Source organism: Saccharibacillus sp. JS10, assembly GCF_024436065.1.
Classification (GTDB): domain Bacteria; phylum Bacillota; class Bacilli; order Paenibacillales; family Paenibacillaceae; genus Saccharibacillus.
Window position 1 is genome coordinate 27,029 of sequence record NZ_JANFNS010000006.1, and the last position, 22,740, is coordinate 49,768.

The window sequence follows — 22,740 nt, forward strand, 5'->3', positions numbered from 1 at the left end:
TAAACTATGTATAAAGACTCCTCTGCAATCTTCTTGCGTTTGCTATAATAGAAAAAGGTTAACGATTGAGCAGGAAGCCAAGGTCGTGACCACGAATGAAAAAGGAGACAAAGGCAATGGATGTTGAACAAACGATTTATCAGCAACTCGGCGAATCGGACGGGTTGCGGACTATTATAGAAACCTTTTACGAGAATGTAGGAAACGAGCCGCTACTCGCTCCATTATTTCCTGAAAATATGGCACCCGTGATTGAAAAACAACATCAATTTTTGACGCAATTTTTTGGAGGCCCGCCGTTATTTTCGGAAAAGCACGGGCATCCGATGATGCGCGCGAGACATATGCGTTTTCCAGTCACCAACGAACGTGCCGATGCGTGGTTAGCTTGTATGAACGCGGCTTTGGAGCAAAACAATGTCGAAGACGAGCTGCGTGAATTTGTAATTGCCCGTCTGCAAGGTCCCGCCTATCATTTTGTGAATACTCATTCTTAAAGTTCCGCCATTTATGATTCAGAAAGAGGGCTTACGATCATGGAAATCGATCCGCTGTTTCAAATTACGACCTCCTGCGTGTGCTGTGAACTGACTTTTCAAACGAGCCGCGTTCGGCCGAGTTTCAAACAGACGATCCGGCGCGACGCCGATTTTTGCGCTTATTATAAAAATGAAAATCCAGACTTTTACGTGGTTCGCGTCTGCCCGCATTGTGGCTTTGCTTTTACCGAAAACTCGGCAAGTAAGCTAAGCGCGGATCAACGGAAGTCGTTTGAAGAAAAAGTCGGAGCTACAGCCAAAAAGAAAGATTATGCAGGCAAACGCAGTTTGGAAGCAGCGCTGGAAACGTACAAGTTAGCATTGATCTGCGCGCAAGTCATTGGTGACAAAGAACGGATTATCGCTAGCTTTTTGCATCATATTGCATGGTTGTATCGGTATGCGGGCAACGAAGAACAAGAACGGCGCTTTATCGGATTTTCGCGAGATTCATATGTAAAGGTCTACGAGACCGAAGCCGCAGGTCCAAACGATGCGCGGCTTATGTACTTGATCGGAGAGTTATGTCGACGCGTAGGCGACTTCAACGAAGCGGTACGTTGGTTCTCGCGCGTAATTCACGATCAACGCATCATGGATGCGGGAATGATTCGCGCTTCGCGGGAACAATGGGCGACGCTTCGCGAAGATATGCTGGCTCGGAAAATGGAATTGCCGACAGAGATGTTGGAATCTTAAAAAACTTGTTTTCTAATTTTGAATGCAAAAAGAGCGCTCAGCCTAATTCGCTGAGTCGCTCTTCTTTATTTTTATTATCTTTTATCCTTTATGTCCTTGCTCTTAACCTTTTGCCTTCCACCCACAGGCGCACAGGGCGTAGGAATCGTTCGTTAAGAAAGCCTTTGCAGACGGGAAGCGACCTACAGCTTCCAATCCCAGCTTCCCGGCTGCAACACGCGACCGTACGAACGATCCCGAAGCCCGCCCCGCCTACCTACCTCACTCACTTCACCACTGTATCCGTCATCAGATAATCATCATCGCAATCCAGCACCGTAAGCCTTCCGTGACAACAAGGGAACACGGTCAGCCTTTTTTTGCCGGTCTGAATATCTTTGATTTCCGCAGGACGGATCGGCAACAACACATTTTCCGCTCCGCAAAACGGACATTTCGGTACAGTCAGATCGCCCATGACCTGATCGTAAGGCAACGCTTTTTCAAAAGGGATCATGAATTAATTCTTCCCTTCAGCGTTGTCTTCAGACGATGGAGTTGCCGCTTCAGCCGCTTCTTGTTTGGCGAGTTCAGCGAGCTTTTGCATCAAGATATGCTGCGGCATATGCATCAAATGTTCGATCGGAACATTGAGTTGTTTGGAAAGTTTGATCGCCGTGTCCGGCGAGATTTGTAGAGGTCTCATTATGTCTTCCCTCCTATGTTAGATTTGGCTTAATAAGACGTATTCGCTATAGTTATACTGTACCATGAGGGATTGGCAAACACCATATGAGTCTATCGAACACCAGATAGCGGGGAATTGACGTTTACATATTTCAAAAAAGAAAGGTGATAACGACAATGAGTAATCGCTTCAAGCAGACATGGGATTTGGAAACCATTTTTCCGGGAGGTTCGTCTTCGAACGAATTCGATCATTTTTTGAATGAATTATCTAGCGATGTGGACGATTTACAGCAGAAAATCGAAAGTCTATCCTCACCGACTACGGTTCAGCAGACTGAAGCTTTCGATCCGATTTTTGAAAAAGTGCAAAGTATTTCGGCACGTTTTCGCCAAGGTGGAGCTTTTGTATCCTGTTTGAGCGCGCAAGATCAAAATGACCAAAAAGCCGGGCAGTTATCGGCTCGCGTCGGTTCGATTCGTGCCCGCTGGCAAAGCGTCGTCGCAACCTTCGATAGCCTTTTACAAAATACAGAAGATCAGATTTGGGAACAATGGATGGCTAGAGAATCGGTGGCCCCTGTGACATTTAACCTCAGCGAAAGCCGCTCTCAAGCTCGCGATAAAATGACGCCTGAACTGGAAAGTTTGGCGCTTTCGTTATCGGTTGACGGTTATCAGGGCTGGAGTAGCTTTTATAATACGATCGTGCGTCACGTTCGAGTGAAGTACGAAGAAAATGGCGAAGTTCAACGATTATCGGCGGCTCAAGCCGCGAATAAACTCGGTTCTTCTGATCCAAAGCAGCGGGAAGAAATGGGGCGTAACTGGGAAGAAGCTTGGACAGAGGTCGAAGATTATTGCGCGGATACGTTGAATCATTTGGCAGGTTTCCGTCTGGCTTTGTATGAAAAACGCGGGTGGGATAATCCGCTGCGCGAACCGCTGGAGATCAACCGAATGTCGGATAAGACGCTTTCCACGATGTGGAAAGTCATTACCGACAACAAAGCGGTATTCGTCGAATATTTGAATCGCAAAGCACAATTGCTAGGATTGCAAAAATTGGGTTGGCACGATGTCGATGCGCCGCTGGGCGCATCCGAATCGAAAATTCATTACGATGATGCTGCCGATCTGATCGTAGAGCAGTTCCGCAGCTTTAGCCCGCGTATGGCAGATTTTGCGCAAGGTGCTTTCGAGCAGAATTGGATCGAAGCCGAAGATCGTGCCGGTAAACGCCCGGGTGGTTTTTGTACCGCGCTGCCTCTGACGAAGCAAACCCGCATCTTTATGACTTACAGCGGTACAGCTTCGAATGTCTCGACTTTGGCACATGAACTTGGACACGGTTATCATCAGCATGTGATGGATGAACTGCCGACATTCAGCCAACGTTACGCAATGAATGTGGCGGAGACGGCATCGACGTTCGCTGAAATGATCGTATCGGATTCGCTAGTGAAAAAGGCATCGACAGAAGAAGAACGCATGGTGCTTCTGGATGATAAAATTCAGCGCAGCATTGCGTTCTTTATGAATATTCATGCTCGCTTCTTGTTCGAGACCCGTTTTTATGAAAAACGCCGCTTCGGTCTGCTTACTCCTCAAGATTTAAGCGATCTGATGGTCGAAGCGCAAGAAGAAGCGTTCTGCGGAGCACTCGACGATTATCATCCGCATTTTTGGGCATCCAAGCTTCACTTTTACAATACAGGCGTTCCGTTCTACAATTTCCCTTATACGTTCGGTTATTTGTTTAGCGCCGGGATTTATGCTCAGGCGCAGCGTGAAGGGCAAGGGTTCGCAGACAAGTATGATGCGCTGCTAAAAGATACAGGCAGAATGAATGTCGAAGATTTGGCTCATAAGCATTTGAATGTCGATTTGACAAAACCGGATTTTTGGCAGGCTGCTGTCGATATGAGTGTCGCAGATGTTCGGGAATTTATGGATCTGACCACATCGAAAGTTGGGTCGTAAGCTTCGGAAAACGATTGATTTAGCGATTTATAACTTCAAAAAGCTGGGATTTAAAAAGGTTAGTTAAAAACGAAAACTCGAAAAAAGGCGAGCAGAAGTCGAATCTGCTCGCCTTTTGTTTCTTTTTGACTTAAAAATGGTGGATATTTGAAGTGAAATAGTCATATTTACTCAATTCTCTCAACTTGTATTGAAGCAAGCTAGCCCTGCACTTATAATAGGGCTTAAGCGCTACATACCGGTATGCAAGGCGAAATTGCACGTACTCAAGTGTTACCTAAGAGGGGGATCTTTTATGTTTGTTGTTAATGAATTTTCGTTGCCTAGACAACTGGATATCGTTTTCAAAGAGTTGAGCGAAGAATTGTCGGGGCTTGATGCAGGGACTGTATTTGTTCAAATTCGAAATAATGCGGTAGGGAAATTCGGTATTCGTCATACACCGCTTGCAGGACGCGACGGTCATGTGGAAGCACCGGAACAAGGCTTAACCGAACAACAAATTCGAGTTTTTCGCAATATGGCAATCGAATCCCTCAATTACAAAAAAAATTGGACGCATGGCGAAATTCATTACGAATTTGCAATTCGCAAAGCCGCTATTGTGATCGATGCGCAATTTGAATCGAACTACAATATGGCAAGCAGCATGATTCGTTATCCGAAATCCAATTACAAAGAAATCCGGTCCGATTTTTTGTAAAAGGTGAATCGGGATTGAATCGTATCTTGGAAAGGGAGCCGGATACGAAGCGATCATCGAAAAAATTGACAAAGGCTTTCTGCGACTTTATGATGAGAAGCACATAAGCTGAAAAACGCGATGATGAGGACAAGTAAGCAGGTGCGGTGTTCTACAGAAAGCTGACGGGTGATGCAAGTCAGTGAAGACGACCTGAACGAATGGACCTCGGAGTGCTGCGCTGAAATGGAAATTTTGTTTCCAAACTAGGCAAGCCGGAGTTCGCTTCCCGTTATCGGAGCGATAAAGATCGAGATAAAGTCGGAGAAGTGTAGATTCCGACCTGTAAGCTTTCTCGATAAAAAGGGTGGCACCACGGCTCACGTCCCTTACGGACGGGGCCTTTTTGCGTTTTTCGGCATATTTTACAGCGGAGGAGTCTGACCAGTCATGAAAAAAGTATTATCGGGTATTCAGCCAAGTGGACAGTTGACGATCGGGAACTATATTGGAGCGATCAAAAACTTCGTAGCGCTCCAAAACGATCATGAGTGTTTCTTCTCAGTCGTTGATCTGCATGCGATTACCGTTCCTCAAGATCCAGCGGCACTGCGTGAGCAATCGGAATCCGTCGCGACTTTGTATGCGGCAGCCGGCATTGACCCAGAGAAATCCAATATCTTTATGCAGTCGCATGTTCGTCAACACGCTGAGCTGGGATGGTTGATGACGACGCTCACAGGGATGGGCGAATTGGAGCGTATGACCCAGTTCAAAGATAAATCGGAAGGCAAAGGTTCGGTTGGAGCCGGGTTGTTCGTCTATCCTTCATTGATGGCAGCCGATATTTTGCTATACCAAGCTGACCTGGTTCCGGTAGGCGAAGATCAAAAGCAACATTTGGAGCTGACTCGTGATTTGGCGGGACGCTTCAATGCTCGTTACGGTGACTTCTTTACGGTACCGGAGCCTTATATTCCAAAAGTCGGCGCTCGCGTAATGGGACTTGATGATGCTTCGAAAAAAATGAGTAAAAGTAACGCCAATGCAGGCAGCTATATCGCGCTGCTTGATCCACCGGATGTGATTCGCAAAAAGTTCAACCGTGCGACTACAGATTCGGGCGGCGAAGTTCGTTATGATCCTGCGAACAAACCAGAAGTCAGCAATCTGATGGGCATTTATGCGGAATGTACAGGGATGACACTGGACCAGGTTCAAGCTCATTTTGACGGCAAACTGTATGGGGCTTTCAAAAAAGAATTGGGCGAAGCGGTTGTGTCTGTACTAGAACCGATGCAAGAACGTTACCGTCAAATTCGTGAATCCGGCGAGATCACACGCATTTTGGCAAAAGGTGCAGAGCGCGCTGAAGCGGTCGCAGAAGAAACGATGAAAGGCGTGCGCGATCGCATGGGCTTTTTGCCAAAATCGTAAACGCAAATTCATTTAAAACATAAAAAAGCAGCTGCGCCGGTAAGATCGGCAAAGCTGCTTTTTCGTTATTTTTCAAGTATTAGAGTCGTTTAATTAAGGTGTAGAAGGTGGCGGTGTAGTGGTACCTGTTTTGCGCTGAATCCGAACTTTGGTCACAAAGCCCCAACCGATATTCAACATCGCAAGAACGCCAACGCCGAGTGCTAGCCAAGCGCTTTCATTAATCAAGATCGCACATAACGTCACTAAAGCCATCGAAGAAACCGCAAACCATAAAGCAAGCCCTTTATTCATCGGATAACCTCCGTTTAATTTGGATTTCAATTGCGGGAATCAAACTTATTTTTAATCGTGTTGTTTCTATTATAACGTATTTATTTGATCAGATGCGAAAAAACCGGCAAAATTTGTACCCGTTCCCTCAAAAAATTCCACATCTTTTTTACTGAAAAGGTTGAAAATTTTATGAAATTGTCAATTTATCGAACTTGTTGTTGGAATCGTTGGCAATCGCAAAGGGCTTTGATATGATTGATTTTATAGACATATGCGCTCTCGGCTTTGCAAAAGTCGATTTTAGTTAGGGTTAATCCTATTTATAACAAGGAGGAAGTAAACGCGTGAGTAAAAATTATGTAGCTTCGGACGCCTCTCCCGTGTCGGAACCCGTAGAGAACCGGGTCACTTGGAGAGATTTTTTGACGCTTGCGAAACCGGGCATTTTACGTTCGAATTTGTTTGTGACGCTCGCTGGCTTTTGGCTGGCTTCCAGATGGAATATCGATTGGTTGAATTTGCTGGCGACTTTAGCGGGAACGATGCTGATTGTCGGGGCATCAGGCGTATTCAATAACTATCTCGACCGCGAGATGGATACCAAGATGGAACGCACAAAAAACCGGGCGTTGCCGACAGGTAAAATTGCTCCAAGTGTCGTGCTGACTTACGGCATTATATTAGGTGTGCTGGGTCTTGTGATTTTGTTCGCATTTTGCGGCGTATTAACCGGAATCTGCGGTGCGATCGGAATGTTCGCTTATGTGGTCTTATATACCATGTGGCTCAAACGCACATCGACATGGAGCACATCGCTTGGCGGGATTTCGGGCGCAATGCCACCGGTTATCGGTTATGTTGCGGTAACAAACCGTATTGATATGGGAGCAGTCTTGTTATTCCTGTGGATGTTCTTGTGGCAGCCGCCGCATTTCTGGGCGCTTGGGATTCGCCGCGTGGAAGAATACCGCGCAGCAGGCTTCCCGATTCTTCCCGTTGTGAAAGGGATTCGTCGTACGCAGTGGCAAATGTTGCCTTATATCGTACTTCTGCTACCTGTGCCGATCCTGATGTACGCTTACGACTATGTCGGCATGATTTTCACCGTGGCTTCGGTTGCGATTACGGCACTATGGTTGTTCTTCGCAGTCAAAGGCTTGGCAAAAGGGCAAGATCCTGATGCTTGGGGCAAAAAAGTATTTATGTATTCGATCTATTATATGTTGGTTACCTTCTTACTGATGATTATCGATACAGCGCATTGATTGGCAGTATTGAACAATAAGCCGTTGCTTTCTTCCTGCGCGAAGTGAGCAACGGCTTTTTTTATAAAGGCTTCATCCCCTCGGGATAATGGATAAATTCTTCTAAGTCTGTTTTTTCTAACTGCTGCACGATATATTCATCCGGCGTGCCTTCTACGCCTGCATATCCGCGGCGTGTATACAAATGTTCCGCATCCGGGAAAAGATCCGATAATAATGCGCGAATTTTACGACCTGACGAATCATTGTCCAGAAAAAGATAAACGTCGTCGTGCTTGGCTTCTTGATAAAGCGAATCCAGTCTTGACGAATTCGGCGTACCGAATGTACACAAAATCTGAACGCTATCGTCCAAGACGCGCCGCAGTTTGCTACGATCATTTTTGCCTTCTACGATAACGGTAAGCGCCATAGGGGTTGCCTCCTTAAATTGAAAACGGATTTTTATTCAGTGTACCGAGGGTAAGCTTGTATTGCAAAAGATTGGATCGGCGCACATGCAGAGCTGACAGCGACCCTTTTTGTACGGTATAATTAAACCGCATGCAGACTGCCGGAAACGAGGGGTGGCAAGCTGCATCGAATGAAAGTGAAGAACGGAGGGGTCTACCCTGTTTAATCTGGAAGTATGGATCGAATTTATCAAACAAAACTGGCTGATCCTGCTGATTGCTCTAGTTGCGATTTTTTTGGTCATTAATATCATCAAGACGATGATTAAATGGGCAATCGCGATCGTGATCGTCGTCGCTTTAATCGTGTATAGCGGCGTATCGCTGGATCAAATTCAAAATACGGTTACGAATGTAAAAGATGAAGCGGTGGCAAAACTTCAAAGCGAAGCTTTAAACTTAGTCAAATCGGAAGCGGCAGATGCCAAATTTCAGCAAGGTAAAGATGGATCGTTTGTTGTACAGACCAAAAGCTTGAAACTTGAAGGAAAGCCGAACGCGAAGACAGTCGAAGTAACATATCGGAATGTATCGTTAGGAGAATGGGATCGCGGCGAACAAGTGAATGCACTAATCCGCAGAGCCAGAGCAAATAGCCAATAAAAAGATACGGCTTAAACTTTTTTCAGGATAGGCGCAACTATCAAATATAAGGTACGTCTTTTATTCGGGAGGTGGCAAAATGCCGAGCATGGACGTTATCAGTCTAGTATTGCTTGCGATTGTAATCTTATCGGTACTTCGCGGAGCTTGGCTAGGCACATATCGTACAGCAGCAGGATTAGGCTCGATGTTCAGCCGTTTGTTGCTGCGTGTACTCGGAATTGCGGCAGCTTTGCTGCTCGCAGGATGGGCTTCGCCTTATGTCAGCGAATGGGCAGGACGGATGCTGCTTGAGATGCCGCAAGGCGAATTGCCGCAGTGGAAATCGTTCAGCTATACGTTACTTGGATTCGTAACCGATTTTACATTGCTGCGTATCGCTTTGTTGTTCGTATTGATCTATCCGATCTGCGTATTGATCTTGTCGGTACTTGCCAGATGGCGTTCGCCTATCGAAGACTCTCCGAAAAAAAGAAAAAAGCAGCGTAAAATGGGCGCTTTTATAGATAAAATCGGCGGAGCAGGATTAGGTTTAATCGCGGGCATATGGCGAAGTTTGTTGCTACTCGCTGTAATTTTTATCGCGACATCGTTATTTCCGGGTAGTCCATTGAGTCGCTATGCGGAGACCTCGCCGGCTTATCGATATACGTCACAAACGGTGTTCGAACCTGTAGCCGGGCAATGGATTACGCAGAAATTACCGGTGCTTACCGCATCGGCTACCGCAGAACTGGATGGAATTCTTCAGCAAAAATACGATGTCATCGACCGGAATATTCCGGCGGATATCGGTCAAGCTGGAGTGAAAGTTGCCGGCAGCGGTAGCGATACAGAAAAAGCAAAGCGGTTATACGATTGGGTGGGAAGTCGGATACAGTACGATTATGACAAAGTAACTTTGTACGAAGAAAAAGGGATTTGGAACGAGCAAACTCCGCGCGATACGTATGATACGCGCAGGGGAGTCTGTATTGACTATGCAAGACTCTATGCGGCAATGGCTCGCTCTGCTGGATTACAAGTTCGCGTCGTAACCGGGCTTGGCGCAGATGGGCAAGGAGGCTACGGCTCTCACGCATGGAACGAAGTATATATTGCCGGAGAAGACCGCTGGATCGAACTTGATCCGACATGGGCGTCCGGGGGAAATTGGTTTGACCGTCAAGACTTTGCGGATACCCATATCCGGAAAAGTGTCTGGTAACGATACTTATAGGCTCAGGAACATCTAGAGGAGGCGCCCATGAAAGTGCAGGATAAAGATCGCGAAAAGGAAGTGCGTCGTCATCGAAGCTTCGGGCTTCGACTTAATTTGTTTTTTTTCAGTGTATTCGCTATCTTTTCTGTCATTATTGTCCGTACCGCTATGCTTCAATTTGTAGAAGGCCCTCAATTGCAGCAAGAAGCCGTAAGTCGAACGACTCGCGATATTCCCATGCAACCGGTACGCGGTACGATTTATTCAGCGGATAGCGTTCCGATTGCATATTCGACACCGACTCAGACGTTGTATGCAACGCCGCTGAAAAATTATTCGGATACCGATGAAGTCGGTCTTAAAAATCGTCCGGAATTAAAAAAAGTCGTAAACGAATTGTTGGTTAAATTCCAAGAATTGAATCCCGGCGGCGAACAGATTACGTTGGAAGAAATGTTAGGTCGCGATCGGTTGGATTTGGAGAATATTAAGCATTACGGCTATATGCCGCGTAAAATCAAAACCGATCTGAATGAAGCTGAGATTGCTTACTTCAAAGAACATAAAAACGAGTTCAAAGGTATTTTGTCATTGGATGTCGTGGAAGAAACAAAGCGCGAGTATGATACGGATTCTGTGGCTGTGCAAACAGTCGGGTACATTTATAAATTTAAAAGCGTTCGAGAAAATCCAAATTTTCCTTTTTATCAAGATATTTATAAAACTCAATCCACCAGTAACGATCCTACGGTTCAATATCAAGAAGAAGAGAATGTCGGTTACTATGGGTTAGAACAAGAATATCAAAAGTATTTACGCGGGAAGAATGGTTATAAGCGTATCGAAGTGACTGCGCGAAGCATGGCAAAAGAAGGCGGCGTTGAAAAAGTCGTTCCTCCGCAAAAAGGCAATGACGTATGGATGAGTATCAACAAATACATCCAAACCGAAACGCAAAAAGCAATCTCAAGCCAGATTCAGACTTTGCGTGCCAAAAATCCATACGTGTCGACAGGTTTTGCGGTCGCAATGGAAGTGGACACCGGAAATGTAGTCGCAATGGCAAGTATGCCGGACTTCGATCCTAACTATTACAATACCGGCAGTATCTCGGGAGACCATTACAAAGAGATCGAAAACTTATATATTAACGGCACGATTCGCGCGAAAGCTCCTGACGATCAGCGCAACAAAGCGGAATCGGTTGTATATATGGGTTCGACGATCAAGCCGCTCTCGGTTCTGATAGGTTTGAAAGAAGGATTATTCGGTCCTTCGAGTACTTATTTTGATAAAGGGATCACCTACCTCAATGAGTCCGACAAAAGAGGGATTAAAAATGCCGGCGGTCACTTTTTGGGAAACATTGGTCCTAGGATGGCGATAGAAAAATCGTCGAACACGTTCATGATCGATAAAGTCGGCAAGCCGCTGCTCAGTAAATACGGCGCTGGCGTTATCGATGTATGGGACAAATATATGAAAGAATTTGGTTTAGGCGTACCTACAGAAGTCGATTTGCCTGGTGAACAATCAGGTACGATCGACTATACGAACGAAAACGAAAGTTTGCTGACAAGAATGGCAAACTCTTCGTTCGGACAGTTAGGTAAATATACGACGATGCAGTTAGCTCAATATACGGTCACACTCGCTAATCACGGAGAACGTTTGAAGCCGCATATCGTTTCTAAAATTACAGATTCCAAAGGCAAAGTAGTCTATAAAGCGAAAAGAGAAGTTTTGAACACAGCTGAATTCCCAGGCGCAGATTGGGATTTGATCACAAAGGGTATGAATACACAGTTGGAAGGAACTTTTGACGACTTCCCGTACGATTTTGCACGTAAAACAGGTACTTCTACGCAACAAATACGCGGCAAAAATATCGATAACGGCGTATTCATCGCCTATGCTCCGCGCGATAACCCTAAACTTGCGGTAGCTGTAGTCGTGCCTGAAGGTGGATTCGGTTCGCAAAGCGCGGCGCCGATCGCACGCAAAATTTTCGATGCTTATGATTACGAATATGGGCTGGACGGCGTGCCTAAAAAAAGTCTGCAACAGACGAATGAAGATGGCACACCAATCAATGAAGAAGAATCTGTACAAAATCCGTAACGAACATGCAAAGTTGAACGTTCAGTAGATAACGATTAAAATAAAATCAACGAAGATGCCAGAAGTTCAATATCGCCGGAAAAGACGCTCTGTCGCTAGAGCGTTTTTTTCTGTGGGGGATTCAATGAAGGAGGATGTAATGAAGATTTTAACGCGAGAAGAACGAGACGATCATAAAAAACGCAAAAGTTTTGGTATGCGGATGAGTTTATTATTTTTTGTTGTATTTATTGCATTTGCGATCATTGTTGTGCGCACTGCGACAATGCAATTTGTCGAAGCTCCCAAACTGCAAGCCGAAGCTCAGGAACGGGCAACTCAAGATATTCCACTGAAGCCAGTGCGAGGCACAATCTTTTCGGCAGACGGAGACAGACTTGCTTATTCAGAGCCGACGCAGACGTTATACATTACGTTCGAGCAAGACTTCAAAGAAGGCGCCGGTCTAAAAAATCGTTCGAAGCTTGATGCCGCTTTGCAAGAGATTTTGGATGTTTTTAATGAAAAAGGCGAAACAAATATCCCGAATCCAACGATGGAAGAGTTTATCGGTCCAGAGCTGCTCGATTTGAAAAATATACACAGTTACGGATATACCGCCAGACCTGCCAAAACGGGTCTAAGCAATGACGAAATTGCTTATTTTAAAGAAAATAAACATAAGTATGACGGACTGCTATCGTTCGAAGTTGTAGAAGAAACCATTCGTCGTTACGATTCGGATACGGTAGCCGTTCAGACGGTTGGATATATCAAAAAATTCGGTTCCCTCATGGGCGAAAATAGTAATGTTCAATACTACAAAGACATTGCAGCCGGTCTAAAAGACCAAAAAGACGAAGGCGAAATGTATAGCCGTACTGAAAATGTCGGTTATTTTGGATTAGAACAACAATATCAAGAAGTACTGCGCGGTAAAAACGGTTATCGCAAAATCGGAGTCTCGGCGCAAAATACAGCGCGAGGTGTTGAAGAAATCGTCCCTCCGGTGAAAGGCAATAATATTTGGACGACGATCAACAAGCAAGTTCAAATGGATACCGAAGACGCGATGCAGAAGCAATTGGCGAAATTGCCGAAAGCGATCTCGGCTTCCGCAGTCGCGATGGAGGTCGATACAGGCAATGTAGTCGCGATGGCAAATATGCCAGACTTCGATCCTAACGTATACCGTACAGGTTCGATTAGTAAAAGCAACTACGATGCGGTCGAATATTCGTATCTGAACGGCGCGATTCGCTCCAAGCCAACAGACGCTAGCGGGAAAAAAGCAGAGTCCGTCGTATACCTCGGTTCGACAATCAAACCTCTGAGTGTGTTGATCGGTCTGCAAGAAGGGCTAATTTCGTTAGGAACTCAGTACAACGATGTCGGTATCGCGGCTTACGGCAAAGGCGATGATAAGATTCGGAACTCCGGCAGCCATGCTTACGGGCTGTTGAATCCAGTGACCGCGATTGAACATTCTTCCAATACTTTTATGGTTAAAAAGATCGGGGAAGCTCTATACGTGCGAGATGGAGCCGAATCGCTTAAAGTCTGGGATCAGCATATGCTAGAGTTTGGTCTCGGCGTTAAAACGGGCATCGATCTTCCGGGCGAATGGGAAGGCGCAGCCGATTATTTTAACGATAAAGACGGAAGTAGTGCATTGTCTCGTATGGTCTATGCGTCGTTTGGTCAAAAAGGTAAATATACGACGATCCAATTGGCTCAATATACCGCGATGTTGGCGAATCACGGTTCTCGCGTACAGCCGAAGCTCGTAAGCAAAGTGACCGATGCGAACGGCAAAGAGCTTGATTTACCTGAGATCACATCGACCAAAGTGCTAAATAAAGTAGACTTGCCTGAATCCTATTGGAATGCGATCAAAAAAGGCATGAATACCAATGTCGATGCTTCTTTCAGCGGATTCGCTTACGATTTTGCGCGTAAAACGGGTACATCTACACAAGGCACGAAGCCAAACCTTTTCGATAACGGCGTATTTATTGCGTATGCACCCCGTGAAAATCCGAAGCTTGCGGTAGCCGTAATGGTTCCTGAAGGCGGCTTCGGTTCCGAAAGTGCAGCCCCAATCGCCAGAGCGATCTTCGATTCGTACGATAAAGTGTATGGATTAGACGGCGTTCCAAAAGGGCAAGCAGATGACAATGGAGAAAATACTGAAGGTAATCAGTAATCGATAAGAGTCTCTAATCCAAATAAGTTTTAAAAAGAGCTGGCTTTCGCGATGAGAGCTAGCTTTTTTTTGCGTTTGAAAAATCGTATTCGGATAGACTTGCATTTTCGTTTTTTTTATTTTAAAATTTGCCCTAAGGAAACATTTTTAGCATAGAGAAATAAAAAGTCATGAATAAAACAATGTAGCACATAGAGAAGTTTAAATACAAAACATGGATGTTTTTATCGATTTATTGTGAAGGAGGCGTATCGATTGATAAGCAAAGCAAAGATCGGAAAAAGTACAGGGCTCTTATTTCTCCTGCTGAGTATAGCGATATTGGCAGGCTGCTCCGGCAACAGTAATGCTCAAGGCGTAAGCGAAGAAGGAAAATTGCTCGTCACCGCAACAACAGGAATGATCGGTAACGCAGCAAGCGAAATCGGCGGGAAGCATGTACAAGTGACGACGCTTATGGGACCCGGCGTCGATCCGCATTTATTCAAAGCGTCGCAAGGCGATATTCGCAAACTGGACCGTGCCGCAGTCGTTTTTTATGGAGGGCTGCACTTGGAAGGTAATATGGAGCGTGTTCTTGTCAAAATGGCTGCGCAAAAAACGGTAGTCGCGGTGACGCAAGATATGCCAAGAGATCGACTGATCGGCACGCCACAAAGTGAAGAATTTGACCCGCATGTCTGGTTCGATGTCGATCTATGGAAAATCGCGGCTCAGACTGTGCAAGATACATTGATCGCAAAAGATCCGGCTCATGCCGACGATTATCGTAAACAAGGGCAACGTTACTTGAACGAACTGCAAGAATTAGACGATTATGTCGCGCAACGGATGCAAGAAATCCCGCAAGAAGGTCGCGTACTTGTGACCGCCCACGATGCGTTTAGTTATTTTGGTAACGCTTATGAGGTTGAAGTCGTTGGGCTACAAGGGATCAGCACCGCCGCAGAATTTGGAGCCAAAGACGTGAGTCGATTGCGTGATTACTTGGTTGAACGCAATATCAAAGCCGTCTTCGTGGAATCGAGTCTACCTGCGCGTTCGATGCAAGCGATTGTCGCGGGAGCAGCGCAGCAAGGTCATAAAGTCTCGATTGGCGGCGAACTATTCTCGGATGCGATGGGCGAGCCGGGAACAACAGAAGGGACTTACATCGGCATGATTCGTCATAATGCGGATACGATCGCGGAAGCTTTAAAATAAATTTTTCACCGAACAAGGAGGACAAGGCATGAATCAGACTTCAACTAAAAACGCTCCACTTACCGTAAACGGGATGACGATCGCATATCAGCGCAAAGCCGTTGTCGAAGATGTGAGTTTTACGTTGCCCGAAGGAAAATTGATTGCATTGATTGGACCGAACGGTGCAGGAAAGTCGACCTTGCTTAAAGCGATACTTGGACTTGTCCCGTCGATTTCCGGTGAAGTGTCGATTTATGGCGATACCTACAAAAAGATGCGCAGCCGCGTCGGTTACGTGCCGCAGCGTGAATCGGTCGATTGGGATTTTCCGACGGATGCGCTCGACGTCGTCATGATGGGGCGTTACGGTCACTTGGGCTGGATCAAACGACCGGGACGCAAAGAAAAAGAATTAGCGATGAATACGCTGGATAAAGTAGGCATGGCGGATTTTGCACGAAGACAAATCAGTCAGTTGTCTGGCGGTCAGCAACAACGTGTTTTTCTCGCTCGTGCACTGGTGCAAGAAGCCGATCTGTATGTGATGGATGAGCCTTTTGCGGGTGTGGACGCTGCAACGGAGAAAGCGATTATCGCGCTACTCAGCGAACTGAAGCAAGCGGGAAAAACCGTGCTAGTCGTGCATCATGATCTATCTACAGTCGATGAATATTTCGATCATGTTCTGTTATTGAATAAAAAGTTGATTGCAGCAGGTCCAGTGAATACGACATTTACGCCAGAGTTATTGCATGAGACTTACGGCGGCAAGCTTGCGATTGTAAGTTCCGATGGGAAGAAAGCATTGGTCGGCGAATAAAGACAAGGAGGACATTTACATGCTCGATTGGCTCATATCGTTATGGAGCGATCCTAACACGCGTTGGATTTTACTGGGCTGTATGCTTCTTGGTCTAGGTAGCGGCGTGATCGGAAGCTTTACCTTTTTGCGTCGGGAAAGTCTGCTTGGCGATACCCTCGCTCATGCGGCTTTGCCGGGTGTATGTATCGCGTTTATGTTAAACGAAGTGAAATCAGCTTCGTTATTTTTGCTCGGTGCATTGTTCGCCGGGATTGCTGCGGTGTTATGCGTGAGTGCGATCACACGTTGGACCAAGATCAAATCCGATGCTTCGATGGGCATTGTATTAACGTTCTTTTTTGGCGTAGGCACCGTGATGCTGACCCATATTCAACATAGCGGAAGCGGTAGCCAAAGCGGACTGGACAAGTATTTGTTCGGTCAAGCGGCAGCGATGGTAACGAGCGACGTCTATATTTTGATGGGCGTATCGGTACTATTGATCGTCGCAGCGATACTGCTGTTCAAAGAATTCAAATTGATCAGCTTCGATCCGGGATTTGCACGCGGAATCGGCTTGCCTGTCGGGATTTTGGAACACACGATGCTGATTTTGACGACTGTTGCCGTAGCAGCCGGTATTCAAGCGGTTGGTGTGGTACTTGTCGCGGCACTCCTGATTACTCCAGCGGCGGCAGCAAGGTATTGGACAGATCGATTGCCGGTGATGCTGGCTTTTGCCGGATTGTTCGGTGCACTAAGCGGAGCTTCGGGAGCTGCAATCAGTACGCTGGGTGAAGGGATCCCGACTGGGCCTGTAACGGTGCTCGTCGCAACTTTATTATTCGTGCTATCGCTTCTGTTCGCGCCTGGACGAGGATGGTTTTCCAAAATATTGCGCCATCGCAATCTCAAATCCACGTATGCGCAATCGGCTGAACGAAGCGCTCTGAACGCCGCCGAAGGAGGAACGCCAAAATGATGGATTTTTGGATCATCTTAACCGCCATATTGGTAGCCAGCGCTTGTTCGATTCTGGGTTGTTTTTTGATTCTAAGACGGATGGCTTTGGTCGGCGATGCAATCAGCCATGCGGTGCTGCCCGGTATCGCGATTGCTTTTCTGATGAGCGGTACGCGCGACTCCATGTGGATGTTGCTTGGCGCGACGGCTTTTGGTCTGTTGACCGTGTTCCTGATTCAGACGCTTCAGACGTCCGGGCTGCAATCGGATGCGTCGATCGGGATTGTATTTACGGCATTGTTTGCAGTCGGCGTGCTCATTATTAGCTTGAACGCCCAGCATATCGATCTGGATCTGGATTGCGTCTTGTTCGGAGAAATTGCTTATGTACCGTGGGATACATGGACGTTAGGCGGGAACAATATGGGACCGAGAGCCGTCTGGATGCTTGGCATTACGCTGGCCGTTATTTTGCTGCTGTTTGGATTGTTTTATAAACAGTTCAAAATCTGCGCGTTCGACCCGGCGATGGCAGTCGCGTGCGGAATTCCGGTACTTCTGTTCCATTATTTATTGATGGGTATGGTATCGATGACGGCAGTGTCGTCTTTTGAAAGTGTTGGCGCGATTCTCGTTGTCGGGATGTTGATCATTCCGGCGGCGACCGCTTATCTACTTACGCATCGTCTAGGGATTATGATTGGTCTTAGCGTAGCGGTAGGGATTGTATCGGCAGTAGTTGGTTATCTGATTTCTTACGCGCTGGATGCTTCAATCGCAGGTTGCATCGTTTCCGTAGCCGGAATTCTGTTTATTTTCGCGTTGGTTCTGGCTCCGAAAAACGGTCTGATTGCTCGATTGGCACGTAGACGCTCAGCGGCTCAAGTTGTCTGATCTACAAGCACTCTTCATTCGATGAAGGGTGCTTTTTTGCAAGGAGTACGATGAAGTTATTCAGTAGATTTTTACAGAAACCTCATGGTACTCTTATAGAGACAAACGCCAGATCAGGCGGCAGATAAAAAAGGGGATGAGCGCGTTGACACTGCGAATTGGAATTGTAGGCACAGGGGGCTTTGCAAGAAAACACGCGGATTTGCTCGCAGCAACAGATGATGTCGAAATCGTAGGTATCGTTGGCAGCAGCAAAAACAAAGGGGACGTATTCGCGATTCAGTATGATTCGTTAGGCTATGAGAGCGTATCCGCTATGGCAGACGCACAAGTCCTCGATGCCGTGTATATTTGTGTGCCACCGATGGCGCACGGTGAGATCGAACGTGAATTGATCGAACGAGGGATTCCTTTTTTGGTGGAAAAACCGCTCGGAACCGATGCCGAAGTGCCACAAGATATTCTCGGTTTCATGCGCTTGAAATCTCCGGATATGATTACATCTGTCGGCTATCATTTCCGGTATCAAGACAATGTAGAGCGACTTCGCGAAGATCTGCATCCAGGGCGAATCGGGATTGCGACAGGGATGTGGATGGGCGATATGCCAGAAGTGTCTTGGTGGCGCAAGCAAGAACAATCCGGTGGACAGTTTATCGAACAGACCACGCATATCGTCGATTTATTAAGGCATGTCGCGGGTGAAGTGGATGAAGTTCATGCGGTATATGCGAGTCGTTTTCCGGAAGAAGAATGGGAAAATACGAATGTGCATGATATCGGAACTGTCACTTTGAAAATGAAAACAGGTGCGGTGGCGACGATCTCGAATACTTGCGTGCTGCCTTCGGGCGTGGGAAAAGCCGGATTGTCCTTTTACACGCGAGAAGGGTTATGGGAATGGACGACCGGGCATCTGAAAGTAACCAAAATTAACGAGGAAAACGTATTTGCAGAAGAAAGCAATCCGTATTTCCGTCAAACGAAAGCGTTCCTTCATGCGTTACGTACCGGCGACAGATCGGGGATTTTGTCTGATTACGCGGATGCGTGCAAAACGCAAGAAGTGACGTTTGCGGCTCTGCAATCGGCGTTGTCTGGACGCAGCATCAAATTATAAGTTAAACTTATGCCTTCTTTCAGAATTTCTGGAAGAAGGTTTTTTGATGTCGAAAAAGTGGTAAGAAAGCTCAAGGGCTCTACATTGGAGCGAACTAGCGAATGTGATAGAATGGCGAGAGTGAACAAGGTGAAGGAAGGGGTAGACAAATGTCGCGTTACGATTATAAACTGCTTGCGTTAGATATGGACGGAACTTTGCTGAACGACGATCATCAAGTATCGGAGGAAACAGCTAAATGGATTCGAAGAGCAATCAAAGAAGGATTCCATGTCTGCTTGTCGACCGGTAGAGCGGCGATTCATGCTTTGCCTTATGCCGTAGAACTTGGGTTGGAAACGCCTATGGTTACGGTGAACGGTAGCGAAGTATGGAAAGCGCCACGTGAACTGCATTTTCGCGCGCTAATGGATGTGGAATTGATTCGCAAGATGCACGCACTTGCCGAAGAATATGGCGTCTGGTTCTGGGCATATACGACGGAGCGACTTTACAACCGAGATCATTGGGCAGAGAAGTTAGAAGATCATGAATGGTTGAAATTCGGCTATAATACGAAAGATCCTGATATTTTGCATCAACTGTTGATGAGATTGCAAGATATGGGCGGTCTTCAAATCACGAATTCGTCGACAGAGAATTTGGAGATTAATCCTGAGGGGATTTCCAAAGCGAGCGGGATTCAGCAAGTATGCGAACTGCTCGATATCAAAATGGAGCAAGTTATTGCGGTCGGCGATAGTCTAAACGATATTGCGGTGATTCAAGCCGCGGGTCTTGGCGTCGCGATGGGAAATGCCCAAGACGTTATCAAAGAAGCGGCGAATATTACGGTAGCCGGCAATAACGAAGACGGTATCGTGCAAGTGATTCGCGAGTACATGCTGGATGGGGTAGAATTCGAAGAATCGGAAGATACAGACCTTACAGCAGAATCTAAAGTTGCGGCGCCGGCGATAGGTCGAGAAGACGATCCTTCTGCGTAAGTTATAGCGGTAGATCTATAATAGAGGAGGGACGTAAGTGATCGCATTGGACATTTTGGGTTGGGTGCTGGTCGTGGCACTGTTTATTGTCGGTATGGCGGGATTGATATTCCCGATCTTGCCGGGGGCAATCGCGATTTATTTTGCCTTTTTCGTATACGGCTGGTTCTTTTCCTTCCAAGATCTTACCGTATGGTTCTGGATTATTCAGACCGTTATTTTCGTTGCGCTGATCGTTGCCGATTATGTGGTAAGCGCATGGGGCACCAAAAAGTTCGGCGGTTCCAAACTATCGATTCAACTGAGTACAGTCGGATTGATTCTCGGTCCTTTTGTAATTCCGGCTTTCGGTCTGATCTTAGGGCCTTTTATCGGTGCGGTGATCGGTGAGTTGATTCATGGTTCGAACTTTAAGCAATCGTTAAAAGCAGGCTGGGGTGCGTTAGTCGGTCTGCTGAGCAGTACGCTTGTCAAAGGGATTTTGCAAGTCGTGATGATTGTGATCTTTATTATCTGGATCGTATAGAAAAGCTGAACGCAGCTTGTTACGGGGGAAAGAAGGGAACAGGTTTTGTCGAAAAAGGAGTCATTTATTAAAGGAACGCTGATCTTGGCGGCAGCGGCGCTTGTCGCTAGGGTATTAGGGCTGGTTCAGCGTGTTCCGCTGGAGCATATGTTAGGCGATATTGGTAACGCGTCTTTTAGCGCCGCCAACAATATCTATCTGATGCTGCTTACCGTGGCAACGGCGGGAATTCCGAGTACGCTGAGCAAAATGATCTCGGAACGCTACGCATTGGAGCGTCCGCAAGAAGCGGGACGTATTTATTACGCGGCATTACTGTTCTCGGGCATGATGGGCGTTGCGATTACTTTGCTTCTGTATATTTTTGCACCGTGGTATGCAGCAATGGTGAAGTTACCGGAAGCGGCTCCCGCGATCCGTGCGCTTGCTCCCGCGTTGATTTTGTTCCCAACCATTGCGATGATGCGGGGTTATTTCCAGGGACGAAATATGATGGCAGTCGGCGGCGTATCGCAGATCATTGAACAAGTCGCGCGCGTGTTTACCGCTATTTTACTCGCTTATATTTTGCTTCAAATGGGTAAACCGGGTGAAACGATCGCTGCGGGTGCTTCTTTTGGCGGCGTGCTGGGCAGTCTGGGTGCATTTGCGATCATGTTGATGGCATCGATCAAATTATCCAAAAACGAACGCAAAAAAGGGTTAACGCTTATTAATCGTCATGATCAGACGATTCCGCTCAGCCGGATTTACGGCGATATTTTCAAATTGTCGATTCCGATCGTATTGTCTTCGCTGGCAGTTCCGGCAATCAACTTTATCGACACTACGATTGTAAAGCCTTTGCTTGTCGGGCATGTTACGGATGCGGTAGCGACGATGCAGCTGGGTATTCTCGGTAGCCGCGCACAGAGTGTAGCAGGCATTCCGCCGATCCTTGCGATTGCCTTAAGTACATCGCTCATTCCGATCATTTCGGCAGCATTTGCGCGTAAAGACGAGCAGCATTTGCAGCAGCAAATCACGCTTGCAATGAGAGTGGCTACGCTGACAGGTATGCCGATTGTTTTGGCACTAGGGTTTGCGGCATACTCCGTTAATGGATTGTTGTTCAGTACGTTGGAAGGCGCGCCAATCATTGCTATAGTGACGCTCGGAACGATCTTCCAGATTACCATGATGGTCAGTAACTCTATGCTGCTGGGAATGAATTTAGCACGCCGTTCGATGGTGCATGTCGGTATCGGTCTCGTCGTTAAGTTAGCAGGTAGCGTTGCGCTTGCGCCATTCTTCGGTATTTATGGAATTACTGCCATGACAGGGGTATGTTTCTTGGTCATCACGATGTTGAATCTGCGCACGTTGCGTGGAATTGTCTCCTTTTCTGTCTTGGGTAGACGCTGGCCGGCATTTATTATCACTTGCGTTATTATTGCAGGCACGAGCTTCGGGCTTAGCGAAGCGGGAAGCGCTCTGACGGCTGCAATGCCGGATCGTCTCGCTTTCTTACTCGCATGTATCGCAGTCGGAATCATTGTACCTTTGATTTATCTGCTATTATTGGTCATTTTGCGGGTTATCCGCCGCGACGAACTGGGCACGTATCCACGTCCGCTTCAAAAAGTGCTGCGTCCGTTGATGCGTCTGCAACGTGGGTAATAATAAGAAGATTATTGGATTTAATTGAAGTTAAATTTACGTATAAAAGGAGCGAACCAACATGGAACAAATTCGCACAAAAGCTGATTTTGATCAAACGATCTCAGGCTCTGGACTCACTGTAGCGGTATTCCGCGCAGACTGGTGCGGCGATTGCCATTTTATCGACCCGTTCATGCCTGAAGTCGAAGAACAACGCAAAGACCAAGTGAAGCTCATTCAAGTCGATGTGGAAGAAGTCGAAGAAGTCAGCCAAGAGCTGAATATTCTCGGAATTCCAAGTTTCGTTGCTTTTTCGGAAGGCAAAGAACTGATTCGCTTCGTGAACAAAGCGCGCAAATCGCGTGCTGAAATCGAGACGTTTCTGGATCGCGCAGTAGAAGTGCATACTCAATTGGCAAGCCAGCGTTCTTAATGGATTTAAAGCTTACTTCGTTTTGGCGAAGTAAGCTTTTTTTATTGCGCTAGATTTGAACCTTTTTTGTCACAAAGCCTA

The 22,740-nt window shown here is 46.6% G+C and carries 23 protein-coding genes and 1 other annotated feature; of the genes, 19 read left to right on the forward strand and 4 right to left on the reverse strand.

Features of this window, described 5'->3' with window-relative positions; all coding sequences use genetic code 11:
• Positions 1-116 precede the first annotated feature (116 nt).
• Together NOM90_RS16855 and NOM90_RS16860 are read left to right on the forward strand one after the other, a co-directional pair.
• Positions 117-497, forward strand: a complete 381-nt coding sequence (locus tag NOM90_RS16855; RefSeq protein WP_255943641.1) for a globin domain-containing protein — start codon at positions 117-119, stop codon at positions 495-497.
• Positions 498-536: 39 nt separating this feature from the next.
• The gene (locus tag NOM90_RS16860) at positions 537-1,238 is read left to right on the forward strand and encodes a DUF2225 domain-containing protein (protein ID WP_255943643.1); all 702 of its coding nucleotides are present in this window, start codon (positions 537-539) and stop codon (positions 1,236-1,238) included.
• Positions 1,239-1,503: 265 nt separating this feature from the next.
• On the opposite strand, the gene NOM90_RS16865 is transcribed toward NOM90_RS16860, so the two are convergent.
• The gene (locus NOM90_RS16865) at positions 1,504-1,734 is read right to left on the reverse strand and encodes a hypothetical protein (protein WP_255943645.1); all 231 of its coding nucleotides are present in this window, start codon (positions 1,732-1,734) and stop codon (positions 1,504-1,506) included.
• 3 nt (positions 1,735-1,737) lie between these two features.
• Complete coding sequence (locus NOM90_RS16870; protein ID WP_255943647.1) at positions 1,738-1,923, reverse strand: YycC family protein; 186 nt, start codon at positions 1,921-1,923, stop codon at positions 1,738-1,740.
• Positions 1,924-2,081: 158 nt separating this feature from the next.
• Here NOM90_RS16870 and NOM90_RS16875 point away from each other — a divergent pair, with 158 nt between their 5' ends.
• The 3 genes from NOM90_RS16875 (at position 2,082) to trpS (ending at position 6,006) form a co-directional block, all read left to right on the forward strand.
• Entirely contained in the window at positions 2,082-3,887 is a 1,806-nt protein-coding gene (locus tag NOM90_RS16875) for a M3 family oligoendopeptidase (protein ID WP_255943649.1), read from the forward strand.
• A gap of 295 nt (positions 3,888-4,182) precedes the next feature.
• On the forward strand, positions 4,183-4,590 hold the full coding sequence (locus tag NOM90_RS16880; protein ID WP_255943651.1) for an O-methyltransferase: 408 nt from the start codon (positions 4,183-4,185) through the stop codon (positions 4,588-4,590).
• 111 nt (positions 4,591-4,701) lie between these two features.
• Positions 4,702-4,962 (forward strand) — a binding site (T-box leader).
• A 57-nt stretch (positions 4,963-5,019) separates the two neighbouring features.
• Complete coding sequence (trpS, locus tag NOM90_RS16885) at positions 5,020-6,006, forward strand: tryptophan--tRNA ligase (RefSeq protein ID WP_255943653.1); 987 nt, start codon at positions 5,020-5,022, stop codon at positions 6,004-6,006.
• A 93-nt stretch (positions 6,007-6,099) separates the two neighbouring features.
• Here trpS and NOM90_RS16890 read toward each other — a convergent pair whose 3' ends face one another.
• Entirely contained in the window at positions 6,100-6,300 is a 201-nt protein-coding gene (locus NOM90_RS16890) for a hypothetical protein (RefSeq protein ID WP_255943655.1), read from the reverse strand.
• 326 nt (positions 6,301-6,626) lie between these two features.
• Between NOM90_RS16890 and cyoE the strand changes: the two genes are divergently transcribed.
• A complete protein-coding gene (gene cyoE / locus NOM90_RS16895; RefSeq protein ID WP_370866639.1) occupies positions 6,627-7,547 on the forward strand; it encodes a heme o synthase in 921 nt (306 codons plus the stop codon).
• A gap of 61 nt (positions 7,548-7,608) precedes the next feature.
• Here the strand turns inward: cyoE and NOM90_RS16900 are convergent, their stop codons facing one another.
• Positions 7,609-7,959, reverse strand: a complete 351-nt coding sequence (locus tag NOM90_RS16900) for a toprim domain-containing protein (RefSeq protein ID WP_255943657.1) — start codon at positions 7,957-7,959, stop codon at positions 7,609-7,611.
• Positions 7,960-8,260: 301 nt separating this feature from the next.
• Between NOM90_RS16900 and NOM90_RS16905 the strand changes: the two genes are divergently transcribed.
• From NOM90_RS16905 to NOM90_RS16965, 13 genes are all read left to right on the forward strand, one after another.
• A complete protein-coding gene (locus NOM90_RS16905) occupies positions 8,261-8,602 on the forward strand; it encodes an ATPase (RefSeq protein ID WP_255943660.1) in 342 nt (113 codons plus the stop codon).
• 79 nt (positions 8,603-8,681) lie between these two features.
• Positions 8,682-9,809 carry a transglutaminase domain-containing protein gene (locus NOM90_RS16910; protein WP_255943662.1) on the forward strand — a complete coding sequence of 376 codons (1,128 nt, stop codon included), beginning with the start codon at positions 8,682-8,684 and terminating at the stop codon, positions 9,807-9,809.
• Between the two features lie 39 nt (positions 9,810-9,848).
• Entirely contained in the window at positions 9,849-11,924 is a 2,076-nt protein-coding gene (locus NOM90_RS16915) for a peptidoglycan D,D-transpeptidase FtsI family protein (RefSeq protein WP_255943664.1), read from the forward strand.
• A gap of 139 nt (positions 11,925-12,063) precedes the next feature.
• Positions 12,064-14,109: a peptidoglycan D,D-transpeptidase FtsI family protein gene (locus NOM90_RS16920; protein ID WP_255943666.1), complete on the forward strand. Its 2,046-nt coding sequence runs from the start codon at positions 12,064-12,066 to the stop codon at positions 14,107-14,109.
• A gap of 255 nt (positions 14,110-14,364) precedes the next feature.
• A complete protein-coding gene (locus NOM90_RS16925) occupies positions 14,365-15,312 on the forward strand; it encodes a metal ABC transporter solute-binding protein, Zn/Mn family (RefSeq protein WP_305121067.1) in 948 nt (315 codons plus the stop codon).
• A gap of 28 nt (positions 15,313-15,340) precedes the next feature.
• Positions 15,341-16,114: a metal ABC transporter ATP-binding protein gene (locus NOM90_RS16930; protein WP_255943668.1), complete on the forward strand. Its 774-nt coding sequence runs from the start codon at positions 15,341-15,343 to the stop codon at positions 16,112-16,114.
• A 19-nt stretch (positions 16,115-16,133) separates the two neighbouring features.
• Positions 16,134-17,078 (forward strand): metal ABC transporter permease, encoded by a 945-nt coding sequence (locus NOM90_RS16935; protein ID WP_255943670.1) that lies wholly within the window; start codon positions 16,134-16,136, stop codon positions 17,076-17,078.
• Positions 17,075-17,953, forward strand: a complete 879-nt coding sequence (locus tag NOM90_RS16940; protein WP_305121068.1) for a metal ABC transporter permease — start codon at positions 17,075-17,077, stop codon at positions 17,951-17,953. Before NOM90_RS16935 ends, NOM90_RS16940 begins: the two co-directional genes overlap by 4 nt.
• 136 nt (positions 17,954-18,089) lie before the next feature.
• Positions 18,090-19,073 carry a Gfo/Idh/MocA family protein gene (locus tag NOM90_RS16945; protein WP_370866640.1) on the forward strand — a complete coding sequence of 328 codons (984 nt, stop codon included), beginning with the start codon at positions 18,090-18,092 and terminating at the stop codon, positions 19,071-19,073.
• A 149-nt stretch (positions 19,074-19,222) separates the two neighbouring features.
• Positions 19,223-20,059: a Cof-type HAD-IIB family hydrolase gene (locus NOM90_RS16950; protein WP_255943673.1), complete on the forward strand. Its 837-nt coding sequence runs from the start codon at positions 19,223-19,225 to the stop codon at positions 20,057-20,059.
• Between the two features lie 46 nt (positions 20,060-20,105).
• The gene (locus NOM90_RS16955; RefSeq protein ID WP_255943821.1) at positions 20,106-20,585 is read left to right on the forward strand and encodes a DUF456 domain-containing protein; all 480 of its coding nucleotides are present in this window, start codon (positions 20,106-20,108) and stop codon (positions 20,583-20,585) included.
• A gap of 45 nt (positions 20,586-20,630) precedes the next feature.
• Positions 20,631-22,244: a putative polysaccharide biosynthesis protein gene (locus NOM90_RS16960; protein ID WP_255943674.1), complete on the forward strand. Its 1,614-nt coding sequence runs from the start codon at positions 20,631-20,633 to the stop codon at positions 22,242-22,244.
• Between the two features lie 61 nt (positions 22,245-22,305).
• Positions 22,306-22,659 carry a thioredoxin family protein gene (locus NOM90_RS16965; protein ID WP_255943675.1) on the forward strand — a complete coding sequence of 118 codons (354 nt, stop codon included), beginning with the start codon at positions 22,306-22,308 and terminating at the stop codon, positions 22,657-22,659.
• Positions 22,660-22,740 lie beyond the last annotated feature (81 nt).